16 protein-coding genes are annotated in these 14,198 nt (G+C 69.3%); 4 read left to right on the top strand and 12 right to left on the bottom strand.

The window, feature by feature from the left end:
• The first annotated feature begins 8 nt into the window (after positions 1 to 8).
• On the top strand, positions 9 to 362 hold the full coding sequence (locus tag ACFYZQ_RS22055) for a VOC family protein (RefSeq protein ID WP_389150238.1): 354 nt from the start codon (positions 9 to 11) through the stop codon (positions 360 to 362).
• Positions 363 to 405: 43 nt separating this feature from the next.
• Here ACFYZQ_RS22055 and glmS read toward each other — a convergent pair whose 3' ends face one another.
• Complete coding sequence (glmS, locus tag ACFYZQ_RS22060) at positions 406 to 2,253, bottom strand: glutamine--fructose-6-phosphate transaminase (isomerizing) (RefSeq protein ID WP_389150241.1); 1,848 nt, start codon at positions 2,251 to 2,253, stop codon at positions 406 to 408.
• Positions 2,254 to 2,913: 660 nt separating this feature from the next.
• On the opposite strand from glmS, the gene coaA reads away from it, so the two are divergent.
• Positions 2,914 to 3,882: a type I pantothenate kinase gene (gene coaA, locus ACFYZQ_RS22065; RefSeq protein WP_389150422.1), complete on the top strand. Its 969-nt coding sequence runs from the start codon at positions 2,914 to 2,916 to the stop codon at positions 3,880 to 3,882.
• A 16-nt stretch (positions 3,883 to 3,898) separates the two neighbouring features.
• Positions 3,899 to 4,840 (top strand): DUF389 domain-containing protein, encoded by a 942-nt coding sequence (locus tag ACFYZQ_RS22070; RefSeq protein WP_389150244.1) that lies wholly within the window; start codon positions 3,899 to 3,901, stop codon positions 4,838 to 4,840.
• Here the strand turns inward: ACFYZQ_RS22070 and glmM are convergent.
• The 3 genes from glmM to rplM all read right to left on the bottom strand — a co-directional run bounded on the left by glmM (position 4,837) and on the right by rplM (position 7,361).
• Entirely contained in the window at positions 4,837 to 6,195 is a 1,359-nt protein-coding gene (gene glmM, locus ACFYZQ_RS22075; RefSeq protein WP_389150247.1) for a phosphoglucosamine mutase, read from the bottom strand. The genes ACFYZQ_RS22070 and glmM overlap by 4 nt on opposite strands.
• A gap of 167 nt (positions 6,196 to 6,362) precedes the next feature.
• Complete coding sequence (rpsI, locus tag ACFYZQ_RS22080; RefSeq protein WP_004927169.1) at positions 6,363 to 6,875, bottom strand: 30S ribosomal protein S9; 513 nt, start codon at positions 6,873 to 6,875, stop codon at positions 6,363 to 6,365.
• Positions 6,876 to 6,917: 42 nt separating this feature from the next.
• Positions 6,918 to 7,361, bottom strand: coding sequence for a 50S ribosomal protein L13 (rplM, locus tag ACFYZQ_RS22085; protein ID WP_389150250.1), 444 nt, complete (start codon positions 7,359 to 7,361; stop codon positions 6,918 to 6,920).
• A gap of 482 nt (positions 7,362 to 7,843) precedes the next feature.
• Here rplM and ACFYZQ_RS22090 point away from each other — a divergent pair, with 482 nt between their 5' ends.
• Positions 7,844 to 8,722 carry a hypothetical protein gene (locus ACFYZQ_RS22090; RefSeq protein WP_389150253.1) on the top strand — a complete coding sequence of 293 codons (879 nt, stop codon included), beginning with the start codon at positions 7,844 to 7,846 and terminating at the stop codon, positions 8,720 to 8,722.
• Between the two features lie 10 nt (positions 8,723 to 8,732).
• On the opposite strand, the gene ACFYZQ_RS22095 is transcribed toward ACFYZQ_RS22090, so the two are convergent.
• The 8 genes from ACFYZQ_RS22095 to infA form a co-directional block, all read right to left on the bottom strand.
• Positions 8,733 to 9,488, bottom strand: a complete 756-nt coding sequence (locus ACFYZQ_RS22095) for a polyprenol monophosphomannose synthase (protein WP_389150256.1) — start codon at positions 9,486 to 9,488, stop codon at positions 8,733 to 8,735.
• A gap of 290 nt (positions 9,489 to 9,778) precedes the next feature.
• Entirely contained in the window at positions 9,779 to 10,642 is an 864-nt protein-coding gene (truA, locus tag ACFYZQ_RS22100) for a tRNA pseudouridine(38-40) synthase TruA (protein WP_389150258.1), read from the bottom strand.
• Between the two features lie 73 nt (positions 10,643 to 10,715).
• Positions 10,716 to 11,210, bottom strand: a complete 495-nt coding sequence (rplQ, locus tag ACFYZQ_RS22105) for a 50S ribosomal protein L17 (protein WP_388798536.1) — start codon at positions 11,208 to 11,210, stop codon at positions 10,716 to 10,718.
• A 184-nt stretch (positions 11,211 to 11,394) separates the two neighbouring features.
• Positions 11,395 to 12,417 carry a DNA-directed RNA polymerase subunit alpha gene (locus ACFYZQ_RS22110; protein WP_003966937.1) on the bottom strand — a complete coding sequence of 341 codons (1,023 nt, stop codon included), beginning with the start codon at positions 12,415 to 12,417 and terminating at the stop codon, positions 11,395 to 11,397.
• A gap of 255 nt (positions 12,418 to 12,672) precedes the next feature.
• A complete protein-coding gene (gene rpsK / locus ACFYZQ_RS22115) occupies positions 12,673 to 13,077 on the bottom strand; it encodes a 30S ribosomal protein S11 (RefSeq protein WP_003956432.1) in 405 nt (134 codons plus the stop codon).
• 66 nt (positions 13,078 to 13,143) lie between these two features.
• Positions 13,144 to 13,524: a 30S ribosomal protein S13 gene (rpsM, locus tag ACFYZQ_RS22120; RefSeq protein WP_004984507.1), complete on the bottom strand. Its 381-nt coding sequence runs from the start codon at positions 13,522 to 13,524 to the stop codon at positions 13,144 to 13,146.
• Between the two features lie 190 nt (positions 13,525 to 13,714).
• Entirely contained in the window at positions 13,715 to 13,828 is a 114-nt protein-coding gene (gene rpmJ / locus ACFYZQ_RS22125) for a 50S ribosomal protein L36 (protein WP_003998809.1), read from the bottom strand.
• Positions 13,829 to 13,888: 60 nt separating this feature from the next.
• Entirely contained in the window at positions 13,889 to 14,110 is a 222-nt protein-coding gene (infA, locus tag ACFYZQ_RS22130; protein WP_003948620.1) for a translation initiation factor IF-1, read from the bottom strand.
• Between the last annotated feature and the right edge of the window lie 88 nt (positions 14,111 to 14,198).

Raw genomic sequence — 14,198 nt, forward strand, 5'->3', positions numbered from 1 at the left:
TGGGCGGCATGGAACGTGTGCTGGGGATCGGCGGATACTTCCTGCGGGCCACCGACCCGGAGGCCCTTAGCGCGTGGTATCGCGATTGCCTGGGCCTGGACACCGACGAGCACGGCCTGTGGCGTCAGGAGGCCGGGGCGACCGTGTTCGCGACGTTCGAGTCCGGAACCGACTACTTCGGCTCCCGCGCCCAGCAGACCATGCTCAACTTCCGGGTCCGCGACCTGGACGCGATGCTCGCGCAGTTGCGTGCCAAGGGAGCGGACGTGGCCGAAGAGACCCAGGACATGGAGGGTGTCGGGCGATTCGGCTGGGTCACCGATCCGGAGGGCAATCGGATCGAGCTGTGGCAGCCCGCCTGACCGTGTCGTCACGCGGGCAGTCGCCTGCCGGCCCCCGAACGGATCACTCCACCGTCACCGACTTCGCCAGGTTCCTGGGCTGGTCCACCTCGTTCCCCCGCGCTGTGGCCAGCTCGCAGGCGAACACCTGCAACGGCACCGTCGCCACCAGCGGCTGAAGCAGCGTCGGTGTCGCCGGGATACGGATCAGGTGGTCCGCGTACGGCACGACCGCCTCGTCACCCTCCTCCGCGATCACGATGGTGCGGGCGCCCCGGGCCCTGATCTCCTGGATGTTGGAGACGATCTTGTCGTGGAGGACGGACCGGCCCCGCGGCGAGGGCACGACCACGACCACCGGCAGGTCGTCCTCGATGAGCGCGATCGGCCCGTGCTTCAGCTCGCCCGCCGCGAAGCCCTCGGCGTGCATGTAGGCGAGCTCCTTCAGCTTCAGGGCACCTTCGAGGGCGACCGGATAGCCCACGTGCCGGCCCAGGAACAGCACTGTGTTCTTCCCGGCGAGGGACCGCGCCAGGGACCGTACCGGTTCCATCGTCTCCAGCACCCGCTCGACCTCACCGGAGATCTGCGACAGGTCGCGGATGACGGCCCCGATCTCGTCGCCCCACTTGGTGCCGCGGATCTGGCCCAGGTACAGCGCGACCAGGTAGCAGGCGACCAGCTGGGTCAGGAACGCCTTCGTCGAGGCGACCGCGACCTCCGGCCCGGCGTGCGTGTACAGCACCGCGTCCGACTCCCGGGGGATCGTCGAGCCGTTGGTGTTGCAGATGGCCAGCACCTTGGAGCCCTGCTCGCGGGCGTGGCGCAGGGCCATCAGGGTGTCCATGGTCTCGCCGGACTGGGAGATGGCGATGACCAGGGTCTGCGCGTCCAGGATCGGGTCCCGGTAGCGGAACTCGCTGGCCAGCTCCACCTCGCACGGGAGGCGCGTCCAGTGCTCGATGGCGTACTTGGCGATCATGCCGGCGTGGAAGGCCGTACCACAGGCCACGATGACGACCTTGTCCACCTCGCGCAGTTCGGAGGCGCTGATCCGGACCTCGTCCAGGGTCAGTGAGCCGGCCGCGTCGATGCGGCCCAGCAGCGTGTCCGCGACCGCCTTGGGCTGCTCGGCGATCTCCTTGAGCATGAAGTAGTCGTAACCGCCCTTCTCCGCGGCCGACGCGTCCCAGTCGATGTGGTACGAGCGGACCTCCGCGGGCCGGCCGTCGAAGCCGGTCACCGTCACGCCGTCCCGGCGCAGCTCCACCACCTGGTCCTGGCCCAGCTCGATCGCCGACCGGGTGTGGGCGATGAACGCGGCGACGTCCGAGGCGAGGAAGGCCTCGCCCTCTCCGACGCCGACCACGAGCGGGGAGTTGCGCCGCGCCCCCACGACCACGTCCGGCTCGTCCGCGTGCACCGCGACCAGCGTGAACGCGCCCTCCAGACGACGGCAGACCAGGCGCATCGCCTCCGCCAGGTCGGCGGTCGCCGAGAACTCCTCCGCCAGCAGGTGGGCGACGACCTCGGTGTCCGTCTCGGACGACAGCTCGTGGCCCCGCTCGGCCAGTTCCGCCCGCAGCGCCGCGAAGTTCTCGATGATCCCGTTGTGGACGACGGCGACCCGGCCCGCGTTGTCCAGGTGCGGGTGCGCGTTGGCGTCCGTCGGGCCCCCGTGGGTGGCCCAGCGGGTGTGGCCGATGCCCGTCGAACCCGTCGGCAACGGCCGGTCGACCAGTTCCTTCTCCAGGTTGACCAGTTTCCCGGCCTTCTTCGCGGCGGCCAGGCCGCCGTCCGCCAGCACGGCGACGCCCGCCGAGTCGTACCCCCGGTACTCCAGCCTCTTCAGCCCGGCCATCACGACCTCGAGCGCCGACTGTGACCCCACGTAACCCACGATTCCGCACATGGGCCGCAGCCTACGGGCCGAAGCCCGCCGAAAACCGTCTCCGCGTGCCCGAAATCGGAAATTCCCACCCGGGAACGAAGGGCGATACCGGTCGGAGCGCGTCAGTTCCGGTCGGCCGACACAGCGGGCGGAAATCGGCCATGCCGAATCGTGACACTCACCCCGAACTCCGCCCGCACACACAGGAACCACACAGGGGGCCACGTTTCAGCAGGCTCGATGGCCGCACCGCCCACCGCGCGGCCACAGGACATTTCCGGCCACAGCGGTTTCGCGCCAGAGGAACCCCCTGCACGGGGAGGGGTTGCATCGCCATGCCGTCGTGCCAGGCCTCCGCGCACATCAGCCCAGCGCTTCGCGAGGTCCTGAGTTCGTGAGGTCGTGAGGTCCTGAGACACCCTCAGGCCGCACCACTGCTCCCTGCTCTTCGGCCACCCCCACGGCCCGCCCCCCTGCAACGCAGAAAGGGATGGCTCCTCGCAGCCCAGACCATGGTTCCGCCTGCCCGTGCCACGAAGATCGGGCAGGTTCACCGGGTTCGGTCCGGCCCGGCACCGAGCCGATCGAGCCGGTCAGGGCCCGGCGCACACGTGACGCACCCCACCCACCGCCGAGTTCAAACTCCGTTAACAATGGAATGTGATCTCTCCGGTCTCCTCGATGCCCCGGAGCGCCCACCGGCACAGGCCGGAGGCGACTCCCTACGTCGACCTCACCCGCTCCGAGTGGAGCGCGCTGCGCGACAAGACGCCGCTGCCGCTGACCGCCGAGGAGGTGGAGAAGCTGCGCGGCCTCGGTGACGTCATCGACCTCGACGAGGTGCGGGACATCTACCTGCCGCTGTCCCGGCTCCTCAATCTCTACGTCGGCGCCACCGACGGGCTGAGAGGGGCGCTGAACACGTTCCTCGGCGAGCAGGGCTCCCAGTCGGGCACGCCCTTCGTCATAGGGGTCGCGGGTTCGGTGGCCGTCGGGAAGTCCACCGTCGCCCGCCTGCTGCAGGCCCTGCTGTCCCGCTGGCCCGAGCATCCGCGGGTCGAGTTGGTGACCACCGACGGTTTCCTGCTGCCGACGCGGGAGCTCCAGGCCCGCGGGCTGATGTCGCGCAAGGGCTTCCCCGAGTCGTACGACCGCCGGGCGCTCACCCGTTTCGTCGCCGACATCAAGGCCGGCAAGGACGAGGTGACGGCGCCCGTCTACTCGCACCTCATCTACGACATCGTGCCCGACCAGCGGCTCTCCGTCCGGCGGCCCGACATCCTGATCGTCGAGGGCCTCAACGTCCTGCAGCCCGCGCTGCCCGGCAAGGACGGCCGCACCCGGGTCGGTCTCGCCGACTACTTCGACTTCAGCGTGTACGTCGACGCGAGCGGCGAGGACATCGAACGCTGGTACCTCAACCGGTTCAGGAAGCTCCGCCAGACCGCCTTCCAGAACCCCTCGTCCTACTTCCGCAAGTACACGCAGGTGTCCGAGGAGGAGGCCGTCGACTACGCGCGGACGCTGTGGCGGACCATCAACAGGCCCAACCTGGAGGAGAACATCGCCCCCACCCGGGGGCGTGCCACCCTCGTCCTGCGCAAGGGCCCGGACCACAAGGTGCAGCGGCTGAGGCTGCGGAAACTCTGACCGCTACCCTGCGGGGATGCTGCATCTGCGTCTGATCACACCGTCCGACAAGACGGGCGAGGTGGTGCGCCTGATCGAGAAGACGGTGGGCACAACCCACCTCGCCGTCGTCCCGGGCGCCGCCCGCAACCCGGTCGGGGACATCGTGATGTGCGATGTGGCCCGGGAGGCGGGCGACGAGCTCCTGACCGGGCTGCAGCGGCTGGGCATCGACGCCACCGGTTCCATCGCCGTCGAGAACATCGACCTGTCCCTGTCCAAGCGGGCCGACAAGGCCGAGGCGGAGGCGCCGGGCGAGGGTGCGGACGCGGTGCTGTGGGAGCACCTCACCGAGGCGACGCACGAGGAGTCGACGCTGTCGGTCACCTACGTCGCCTTCATCACCCTGGCCACGATGATCGCGGCCTGCGGTGTGGTGCTCGACAACGCGATCCTGATCGTCGGCGCGATGGCGGTGGGCCCGGAGTTCGGTCCGCTGGCCGGGATCTGCACCGCGGTGGTGCGGCGGGCGCCGCGGCTGGCGCTGCGCTCGCTGGTCGCGCTGCTGGTGGGATTCGCCGCGGCCATGGTGCTGACCTCGGCGTTCAGCCTCTTCATGGACGCGGTGGGGCTGTTCAGCAAGGCGCAGCTGGAGGCGGACCGGCCGAACACCGGGTTCATCTACGCCCCGGACTGGTTCTCGTTCGTGGTGGCCGTCCTCGCCGGAGCCGCCGGCACGCTGTCGCTGACCTCGGCGAAGTCCGGTGCCCTGGTCGGGGTCGCCATCTCCGTGACGACCGTGCCCGCCGCCGCCAACGCGGCCGTGGCCCTGATCTACGGCGACGACAACCAGGCCGCGCGGTCCTCGGAGCAGCTGCTGCTGAACCTGCTCGGCATCGTCATCGCCGGGACGCTCACGCTGCTCGCCCAGAGAGGGTTCTGGGCCTGGCAGCGCGAGCGCACCCGGGCGGCCGACTAGCCGAGCGCCGACTTCACGGCGTCGGCGAGCCGGCCGGCGACGGTGCGGGCCTGCTCGATGTCGGCGGCCTCGACCATCACGCGTACCAGCGGCTCCGTACCGGACGGCCGCAGCAGCACCCGGCCGGTCGACCCCAGCTCCCGCTCGGCCTCGGTCACCGCGGCGGCGAGCTCGGCGGAGGTCTTCACCCGGGACCTGTCGACGTCGCGGACGTTGATCAGCACCTGCGGCAGCCGCTCCATGACGGAGGCGAGGTCCCGCAGCGTACGGCCGCTCTGGGCGACCCGGGCCGCGAGCAGCAGGCCGGTCAGCGTGCCGTCGCCGGTGGTGGCGTGGTCCAGGACGATGACGTGGCCGGACTGCTCGCCGCCGAGGGCGTAGTCGTGCTCCTTCATCTCCTCCAGGACGTACCGGTCGCCGACGGCGGTCTGCACGAGGGTGATGCCCTCGCGTTCCATGGCCAGCTTGAAGCCCAGGTTCGACATCACGGTCGCGACGACGGTGTCGGAGCGCAGTGCGGAACGCTCCCGCATCGCCAGCGCGAGCACGGCCAGGATCTGGTCGCCGTCGACCTCCTCGCCGGTGTGGTCCACGGCCAGGCAGCGGTCGGCGTCACCGTCGTGCGCGATGCCGAGGTCGGCGCCGTGCTCGACGACGGCGGCCTTGAGTTTGTCCAGGTGGGTGGAACCGCAGCCGTCGTTGATGTTGAGGCCGTCCGGCTCGGCGCCGATCGTGACGACCTCGGCGCCCGCCCGGGCGAAGGTCGCGGGCGAGACCCCGGCGGCCGCGCCGTGCGCCTCGTCCAGGACGATCTTCAGCCCGTCGAGGCGGTTCGGCAGCACGCCGAGCAGGTGGCCGACGTACTGCTCGAAGCCCTCGTCGTACGCCCGTACGCGCCCGACCCCGGCGCCCGTCGGCCGCTCCCAGGGCTCGCCGTGGCGGTGCGCCTCGTACACGGACTCGATGCGGTCCTCCAGCTCGTCGGCGAGCTTGTGGCCGCCGCGGGCGAAGAACTTGATGCCGTTGTCGGGCATGGCGTTGTGGCTGGCGGAGAGCATGACACCGAGGTCGGCGCCGAGTGCCCCGGTGAGGTACGCCACCGCGGGCGTCGGCAGTACGCCGACGCATCGTACGTCCACGCCCGCGCTCGCCAGGCCCGCGACCACGGCGGCCTCCAGGAACTCCCCGGACGCGCGCGGGTCCCGCCCGACCACCGCCGTCGGCCTGTGGCCCTCGAAGGTGCCCGCCTCGGCCAGCACGTGCGCCGCCGCGACGGAGAGACCGAGCGCCATCTCGGCCGTCAGATCCGCGTTGGCGACACCGCGCACGCCGTCCGTGCCGAAGAGTCGTCCCACTTGTCCTCCTGAGGAAGCGTCACTTTCGAAGGCGCGCTTTGACATCCGATCACACTTCACTTTGAGCGTCTTGTGTCGTTATACGCCCTTGCACTGGGATAAACGAACGCCCCGGCGGCACAGTGGCGTGCCGCCGGGGCGTTCGGAGTACGAGCAGGCAGCGAAGATTAGCGCTTGCTGTACTGCGGAGCCTTGCGGGCCTTCTTCAGACCGGCCTTCTTGCGCTCGACCGCACGGTCGTCGCGCTTGAGGAAGCCGGCCTTCTTCAGCGGGCCGCGGTTGTTGTCGACGTCGGCCTCGTTCAGCGCGCGGGCGACACCGAGACGGAGCGCACCGGCCTGACCGGAGACACCGCCACCGGCGATGCGGGCGATGACGTCGTAGCGGCCCTCGAGCTCGAGCACCTTGAAGGGCTCGTTGACTTCCTGCTGGTGCACCTTGTTCGGGAAGTAGTCCTCGAGGGTGCGACCGTTGATCTTCCACTTGCCGGTGCCCGGGACGATCCGGACGCGGGCGATGGCGTTCTTGCGGCGGCCCAGGCCGGCGGCCGGCTGGGGCTCGCCGAAGCGGGAGGCCATGGACTCCGAGGTGTACTCACCCTCGACGGGGACCTCGGACTCGGTGGTGTAGCTGTCGATGTCAAGCTCTTCGAGCGGCTGCTCGGCAGTGGTCTCGGCCACGATTCTCCTCAGATTCTCTTCAGTCTTAGGGGGTGGCCGGACTTACTGCGCGACCTGGGTGATCTCGAACGGCACCGGCTGCTGCGCGGCGTGCGGGTGCTGGTCACCCTTGTAGACCTTCAGCTTCGAGAGCATCTGACGGCCCAGGGAGTTCTTGGGGAGCATGCCCTTGACGGCCTTCTCGATGGCCTTCTCCGGGTTCTTGTCCAGCAGCTCGTCGTAACGGACCGAGCGCAGACCACCCGGGTAGCCGGAGTGGCGGTACGCCATCTTCTGGGTCCGCTTGTTGCCGGACAGGTGCACCTTGTCGGCGTTGATGATGACGACGAAGTCACCAGCGTCGACGTGCGGCGCGTAGATCGGCTTGTGCTTGCCGCGGAGCAGGGTCGCTGCGGTGGTGGCGAGACGGCCCAGGACAACGTCCTGAGCGTCGATGACGTGCCACTGGCGCGTCACATCGCCGGGCTTGGGGCTGTACGTACGCACGGTTCGTAGCCTTCGCTTCGAGTGAATGGTCCTGAACAGGTCACCGAAACGATCACGACAGCCTGGACCGCACGGCGGCGACGCATACCGCGTACGTGGGGTCGCTGGTCATCGGCCCGGTGGACCGGTGTAAGGGCCCGTCCCGTGAGAATGAGCAAGCCAATACACAACGAACAGGCAGGATACCCGCGGCGCGGCACCCGGGTCAAAACGGGCTCGCTGCCGCTGGGCTCCGCCGGTTTCGCGGGTCCAGTGTAATCGCGCCCCACTGGGGGCTGCCGCCCCCAGACCCCCGCTTCGGCCTGAACGGCCTCGTCCTCAAACGCCGGACGGGCTGAGTAATGCGGACCGGGGCTGGAGCGCCGAGGCAGAAAGGCGGAGCGCGTCCCCGGGCGGGATACCCCGGGTTGCACGGAAAGGTCCCCTACCGCGGTTAGTAGTGCCGCCCCCGCACCCCCCGCCCACGTCTAAGATGGCGCCCCATGAGCTATGGGCAGGGGGGCTCCCAGTCCCAGTGGGATCCCTGGAAACCGAACTCTCAGCAGCCTTGGAACAGCGGCGGTGACGACCAGACCCCGGACTGGGCCGCGCTCGCCGACGCCTCGGAAGCGCGGCACAAGCGGCGCAGGGTGCTGTTCATCGGCGGCGGCGCGGTCGCCACCGTGGCGATCGGTACCGCCGTCGCCATGGCCGTCATGTCGGCGAACGGGGACAACAACGCCTCGAAGCAGCCGTCCAACCTGCCCGCGAGCGCCTCACTGCCCAGCGACTCCGCGCCGGCGCCGTCCTTCGCGCCCACCAGCGCACCGCCGCCGCTGGACCCGAAGGACTTCATAGCCAGCGCGAAGAAGGACACGGCCCCGCTCAGCGCGGAGACGCTCTTCCCGGGCACCCGGCTGACCATGGGCGAGACGGTGTACAAGAAGGGCCCCACGGCCGACACCACGAACTGCGCCTCGGCCGCCGGAGGCACCCTCCCCAAGGTGCTCACCGCGAACGGCTGCACCCGGCTGCTGCGCGTTACCTACACCAAGGACGGTGTCGCGGTGACCGTCGGTGTGGCGGTCTTCGACACCGAGGCCAAGGCCGTCAAGGCCAAGGGCACGGCCGACAAGAAGAGCATCGTGAAGTCGCTGGCCGGCAAGGGCGTCAAGGCGTTCTGCGACGCCGCGGTCTGCCGCTCGACGACCAACTCCGTCGGCCGCTACGCCTACTTCACCATCGCCGGCTTCCCCAGCGGCAAGGACGTGACCACCAAGGACACCAAGGTCTTCAGCGCCGGTGACGACCTGGCCGAGTTCACCTTCCGCCAGATCCGCCGCCGCGGCGAGGCACAGGCATCCGCGGCGGCGAACCAGTAGCCACGAGTGGCTAGCGGCGCTTCAGGCGCAGCCTGATCGGCACGATCGCCGACTCGAGCTGCGTACGCAGGGTCATCTTGGAGACGCCCTCCGTGCGTTCCTCGAAGCGGATGGGAATCTCGACGGCGCGGTGCCCGGACCGCACGGCCTTGTACTTCAGCTCCACCTGGAAGCTGTACCCCGCGCTGTCCAGGGACGACAGGTCGACATCACGGAGAGTGGCGGCCGACCACAGGTTGAAGCCCGCCGTGATGTCGTGGATGTCGGTGCCCAGGATCGTGCGCGCGTAGCGGTTCGCGAACCGGGAGAGCAGGACCCGGTGCGCGCCCCAGTCCTCGTCCAGCGAGCCGCCCTCGACGTACCGGCTGCCGACCACCAGGCCCACGCCGGAGGTGAGGGCCGCGTCCAGCATGCGCGGCACCGCCTCCACCGGGTGGCTGCCGTCGGCGTCCATCTGGACGACGTACTCGGCGCCCTCCTCGAGCGCCGCGGTCATGCCCGCGGTGTACGCCCGCCCCAGCCCGTCCTTCTCGGTGCGGTGCAGCACGCTCATCCGGGTCCGGCCGGTCCCGTCCGCGTTGTACTTCTCCGCCAGTTCCTCGGCGATCCGCCCGGTGCCGTCCGGGCTGGAGTCGTCGACGATCTTCAGATGCAGCCCGTCCAGCGGCAGTCCCAGCACCGCCTCGGCCATCCGCGGCACGTTCGCCGCCTCGTTGTACGTCGGCATCACCACGGTGATCGGTACGCCGTTGCCCTGCCCCGTCATGCCTTCTCCCCTCCACGGCGCCGGTCTGCCCGGCGCCGGCGACAGCCGGCCCGACGCGGTCCAGCGGTCCGCGTCGAGTACCCCTCGGCCGTTCCCCAGTCAGCGGCCGGTTCACCGGCGCGGCGGCCCGCTCGGGGTCGCCGCACGGAACTGCGGCCATTCGGTCAGTGCAGGACGATATCGGCCCCGCACAAAGTGTCCTCGGCCGACACCCGGTTCGAAGGCGGCGCCGGGCACGGCGCCCCGGCCGCCCGTAACGGCCGGTGCACCTGCCGTGGAACCCCGGGTGACTAACAGGTTGCGCAGCCTGCCGTACCAGGCAGCGACCGCTTGTTCCGCGCCTCCTTGTTCCGCGCGGCCAGCAACTCGTCGGCCGGGTAGCCGACCTCCTCGAGCGTCAGCCCGTGCGGCCGTACGACGTGTACCGCCGAGTCCCGCACCCCGGCCGCGAGCACCTTCCCCGGCCAGTCAGGCGCGCGGTGCCCGTCCCCCACGAACAGCAGCGCCCCGATGAGCGAGCGCACCATGTTGTGGCAGAAGGCGTCGGCGCGGACGGTGGCGGTGATGATCCCGTCGGCGCCCTTTTCGAGCCGCAGCTCCTGGAGCGTACGAATCGTCGTCGCGCCCTCGCGCTTCTTGCAGTACGCGGCGAAGTCGTGCTCACCGAGGAGCTGCCGGGCGGCCTCGTTCATGGCGTCCACGTCGAGCGGCCAGTCGTGCCAGAGGACATGGCCGCGGAGCAGCGGGTCGACCCCGCCGGGGTTGTCGGTGACGCGGTAGGCGTAGCGGCGCCAGATCGCGGAGAAACGGGCGTTGAAGCCGCTGGGCGCCTCCCTGAGCGCCCACACCCGTACGTCCCTGGGCAGGCGGCCCGCGAGCCGCTTGAGCAGCTTCTCGTGGTGCACCACCCAGACCTCCCTGGGGAGATCGACATGGGCGACCTGGCCGCGCGCGTGCACCCCGGCGTCCGTCCGTCCGGCCACCGTCAGCTCGTACGTCTCCCTGGACCGCGTGACGGTACGCAGGGCGTCCTCGATCTCGCCCTGCACGGTCCGCCGGCCACCGGCCTGCTTGGCCCAGCCGGAGAACTGGGTGCCGTCGTAGGACAGGTCGAGGCGGACGCGGACGTGGCCGGGCTGTACTTCGTCACTCACGTACAGATCCTTTCAGTACGCGAAAGCGGGCCCGCCCCGAAGGGCGAACCCGCTTCCTACGTCAGGCAGTGCCTCAGGCGTCCTTGGACTCCTCGGCAGCGGCCTCCTCGGCCGGAGCCTCGGTGGTCTCCTCCGCCTTGGCCTCCTCGGCCTCCTTGACCGCACGCTTGGTGGCGGCCTCGGCCTCACCGGTCGCCTGCTGCGCCACGGTCAGCGCCTCGACCAGCTCGATGACGGCCATGGGCGCGTTGTCGCCACGGCGGTTACCGATCTTGGTGATACGGGTGTAGCCACCCGGGCGGTTCTCGTAGCGCGGGCCGATCTCGGTGAAGAGCGTGTGGACGACGCTCTTGTCCGTGATGACCTGCAGCACCTGGCGGCGGTTGTGAAGGTCGCCCTTCTTCGCCTTGGTGACCAGACGCTCGGCGTACGGGCGCAGGCGGCGGGCCTTCGCCTCGGTGGTGGTGATACGGCCGTGCTCGAAGAGGCTCTTCGCCAGGTTCGCGAGGAGCAGCTTCTCGTGCGCGGCACTGCCGCCCAGACGGGCACCCTTGGTGGGCTTCGGCATTGTTCTCTCCTGTGTGTCTGCCCCGGCCGTATCAGGTACCGGAGTCAGTATCCGAGCAGGCGGTCGCCTGTCGGAGATCCGGACGACGGCGCCGCAGGCGCACGTCGTCCGGAAGGTGCGCGGGGAACTGCGCGATCAAGCACAGCGCACCCGCACCCGAGTACGGACCGGATGGCCCGAGCTCTTAGTACTGCTCGGTCTCGACGAACCCGGCGTCCGCGTCGTCGTCCGCGCCGAAGGCATCCGCCGCAGCGGTCGGGTCGAATCCGGGCGGGCTGTCCTTGAGGGCCAGGCCCATGCCGGCCAGCTTCGCCTTGACCTCGTCGATGGACTTCGCACCGAAGTTGCGGATGTCCAGGAGGTCGGCCTCGGAACGAGCCACGAGCTCACCCACGGAGTGGATGCCCTCGCGCTTGAGGCAGTTGTAGGAGCGGACGGTCAGCTCGAGCTCCTCGATCGGAAGCGCGAGGTCGGCCGCCAGCGCCGCGTCCGTCGGGGACGGACCCATGTCGATGCCCTCGGCGTCGATGTTCAGCTCGCGGGCGAGACCGAACAGCTCGACCAGGGTCTTACCGGCGGAGGCCATGGCGTCACGCGGACGCATCGCCTGCTTGGTCTCGACGTCGACGATCAGCTTGTCGAAGTCGGTGCGCTGCTCGACACGCGTGGCCTCGACCTTGTACGTGACCTTGAGCACCGGCGAGTAGATCGAGTCGACCGGGATACGGCCGATCTCCTGACCCACCTGCTTGTTCTGCACCGCGGAGACGTAGCCGCGACCGCGCTCCACGGTCAGCTCCATCTCCAGCTTGCCCTTGCCGTTGAGCGTGGCGAGGACGAGGTCGGGGTTGTGCACCTCGACACCGGCCGGGGGCGCGATGTCGGCGGCGGTGACCAGACCCGGGCCCTGCTTGCGCAGGTACATCACGACCGGCTCGTCGTGCTCCGAGGAGACGACCAGCTGCTTGATGTTGAGGATCAGGTCGGTGACGTCCTCCTTGACGCCCGGCACGGTGGTGAACTCGTGCAGGACGCCGTCGATGCGGATGCTGGTGACAGCGGCACCGGGGATCGACGACAGGAGGGTGCGGCGGAGGGAGTTGCCGAGGGTGTAGCCGAAGCCCGGCTCCAGCGGCTCGATCACGAACCGGGAGCGGAACTCGTCGACGACCTCTTCGGTCAACGAGGGACGCTGAGCGATCAGCATGTGTGGATCAGATCCTTCTTTCGTGGACGCCCGCTATTTGACGTCCGACGGAAACCGCACCCGTGAGAAGTGCGGGTACTGCAAGGGTACGGGCGGCACGGCCCTTTTACGGATGCCGTACCGCCCGAACTCCGAAGCCGGTGAAGCGGCGAGCGTCAGACGCGGCGGCGCTTCGGCGGGCGGCAGCCGTGCTGCGACATGTGGGGGATAACCCCCACACCCCCAGCCGGAGGCCGACCGCCGTGAGCCGGTGCGTCAGACGCGGCGGCGCTTCGGCGGGCGGCAGCCGTTGTGCGGGGTCGGGGTGACGTCCTGGATGGAGCCGACCTCGAGGCCCGTGGCCTGCAGGGAGCGGATCGCGGTCTCACGACCGGAGCCCGGGCCCTTGACGAAAACGTCGACCTTGCGCATGCCGTGCTCCTGGGCGCGGCGGGCAGCCGACTCGGCGGCCATCTGCGCGGCGAACGGCGTGGACTTCCGGGAGCCCTTGAAGCCGACGTGGCCGGCGGAGGCCCAGGAGATCACATTGCCGGACGGGTCCGTGATCGACACGATCGTGTTGTTGAACGTGCTCTTGATGTGCGCGTGGCCGTGAGCGACGTTCTTCTTTTCCTTGCGGCGCACCTTCTTGGCAGCGCCCTGACGTCCCTTGGGGGGCATCTCTTAACTCCTACGGGAGGTGGTCGGTCCTACAGCGAAGACCGTGGACAGGCGGTCCGCTGCGGACTACTTCTTGCCCGGCTTCTTCTTGCCGGCGATGGCGCGACGCGGGCCCTTGCGGGTGCGGGCGTTGGTGCTGGTGCGCTGACCGCGGACGGGCAGACCGCGGCGGTGACGCAGACCCTGGTACGTGCCGATCTCGACCTTGCGGCGGATGTCGGCCTGGATCTCGCGACGGAGGTCACCCTCGGTCTTGATGTTGTTGTCGACGTACTCGCGGATCGCGACGAGCTGCTCCTCGGAGAGGTCGCGAACGCGGGTGTTCGGGTCGACGCCGGTGGCGGCCAGCGTCTGCTGCGAAAGGGTCCGGCCGATGCCGAACACGTAGGTGAGGGCGATCTCCACGCGCTTTTCGCGCGGGATGTCAACACCGGAAACGCGTGCCATTCAATGGCTCCAGTTTGATCTTCGGAGGTCTTCCACAGGACCGACTCCCAGTCGCCGTACTAGGTACGAACTGGGTCCCCGGCCTCCGAACCGGGGGTGTCGAGCTTGATCGGCTCGGGCCCTGCGTATGAACATATTCAGCTTGCGTCGCGCGAAACTCTGCGTCAGATGCAGAGGGATCGGTCGTGCGTCAGCCCTGGCGCTGCTTGTGGCGCGGGTTCTCGCAGATGACCATGACCCGGCCGTGACGGCGGATCACCCTGCACTTGTCGCAGATCTTCTTGACGCTCGGCTTGACCTTCATTGGGTGAGGTTCTCCGGGTCAGTGCCAGCGCTCCGGGCGGGCCCGGGGCTCGGGCAAGATCTACTTGTACCGGTAGACGATCCGGCCACGCGTCAGGTCGTACGGAGACAGCTCCACCACGACCCGGTCGTCAGGGAGGATGCGGATGTAGTGCATACGCATCTTGCCGCTGATGTGTGCCAGGACCTGGTGGCCGTTCTGGAGCTCGACCTTGAACATGGCGTTCGGCAGAGACTCGACGACAGTGCCCTCGATCTCGATGGCACCTTGCTTCTTGGCCACGCTTCGCCCTTCGAATCGACTACCTTGATCGACTCCCGAGCTGTCCCTTACGGGCGCATGCGGACATGCGGGTGCACGAGAGCCGACG

The organism is Streptomyces sp. NPDC001843 (assembly GCF_042891955.1).
Taxonomy (GTDB): domain Bacteria; phylum Actinomycetota; class Actinomycetes; order Streptomycetales; family Streptomycetaceae; genus Streptomyces.

What these genes read in the sequence shown, in the direction of transcription:
- ACFYZQ_RS22055 (WP_389150238.1), top strand. Translation starts at nt 9, where the DNA reads ATGGAACGTGTGCTGGGGATCGGCGGATACTTCCTGCGGGCCACCGAC.
- glmS (WP_389150241.1), bottom strand. Translation starts at nt 2,253, where the DNA reads ATGTGCGGAATCGTGGGTTACGTGGGGTCACAGTCGGCGCTCGAGGTC.
- coaA (WP_389150422.1), top strand. Translation starts at nt 2,914, where the DNA reads ATGCCCCGGAGCGCCCACCGGCACAGGCCGGAGGCGACTCCCTACGTC.
- ACFYZQ_RS22070 (WP_389150244.1), top strand. Translation starts at nt 3,899, where the DNA reads ATGCTGCATCTGCGTCTGATCACACCGTCCGACAAGACGGGCGAGGTG.
- ACFYZQ_RS22090 (WP_389150253.1), top strand. Translation starts at nt 7,844, where the DNA reads ATGAGCTATGGGCAGGGGGGCTCCCAGTCCCAGTGGGATCCCTGGAAA.
- ACFYZQ_RS22095 (WP_389150256.1), bottom strand. Translation starts at nt 9,488, where the DNA reads ATGACGGGGCAGGGCAACGGCGTACCGATCACCGTGGTGATGCCGACG.
- rplQ (WP_388798536.1), bottom strand. Translation starts at nt 11,210, where the DNA reads ATGCCGAAGCCCACCAAGGGTGCCCGTCTGGGCGGCAGTGCCGCGCAC.
- ACFYZQ_RS22110 (WP_003966937.1), bottom strand. Translation starts at nt 12,417, where the DNA reads ATGCTGATCGCTCAGCGTCCCTCGTTGACCGAAGAGGTCGTCGACGAG.
- rpsK (WP_003956432.1), bottom strand. Translation starts at nt 13,077, where the DNA reads ATGCCCCCCAAGGGACGTCAGGGCGCTGCCAAGAAGGTGCGCCGCAAG.
- rpsM (WP_004984507.1), bottom strand. Translation starts at nt 13,524, where the DNA reads ATGGCACGCGTTTCCGGTGTTGACATCCCGCGCGAAAAGCGCGTGGAG.
- rpmJ (WP_003998809.1), bottom strand. Translation starts at nt 13,828, where the DNA reads ATGAAGGTCAAGCCGAGCGTCAAGAAGATCTGCGACAAGTGCAGGGTG.